This window comes from Paenibacillus terrae (assembly GCF_000943545.1).
Classification (GTDB): domain Bacteria; phylum Bacillota; class Bacilli; order Paenibacillales; family Paenibacillaceae; genus Paenibacillus; species Paenibacillus terrae_A.
Map to the genome: position 1 here is coordinate 1 of NZ_JTHP01000197.1, position 573 is coordinate 573.

The 573-nt window shown below is 51.1% G+C and carries 1 protein-coding gene; it reads left to right on the plus strand.

Features of this window, described 5'->3' with window-relative positions:
- The coding region (locus QD47_RS29645; RefSeq protein ID WP_044649492.1) for a transposase at nt 1-493 on the plus strand (493 nt) is incomplete at its 5' end.
- Nucleotides 494-573 lie beyond the last annotated feature (80 nt).

Sequence of the window (573 nt, forward strand, 5' to 3'; positions counted from 1 at the left end):
GGAGAAAACCAGGGCCTGGAAGCAAGCGATAGGCAAAGTGGACAACTGGAGCTACAACGAAACGGAAGATACATGGACCTGTGCGGCTGGAAAAACGTTACGTTTTCGATACGAAGGCCAGACGGTCACGGAGAGCGGCTACACGATTCGGACACGCCATTATCGAAGTGAAGATTGTAGCGATTGTCCCCTAAAAGCGAAATGCACCACAGCCAAGGGCAACCGGGAGATGGCCATCAGTCTGACCTATATGCGGCAAAAAAACGACATGCGGGAACGACTGCGCAGCGAGGAAGGATACACTCTTTCCGTTCGGCGCATGACTGAGCCCGAGAGCGTGTTTGGACAAATAAAAAACAATCGGGGTTTCCGGAGGTTCCTGCTTCGCGGCTTGCAAAAAGTAAGCCTGGAGGTCGGGTGGCTTTGCCTTGCCCACAATCTGCTCAAAAAAGCCGCAATGACGGAAAAACGCAAAAGGGACGAAGCAGGATAAACCTCTGCTTCGTCCCTTTTGAACATATCGGTGTTTTTGTTCTTCATCGATATGCTTTTTAAGGGCTTTTGGGACAGCCC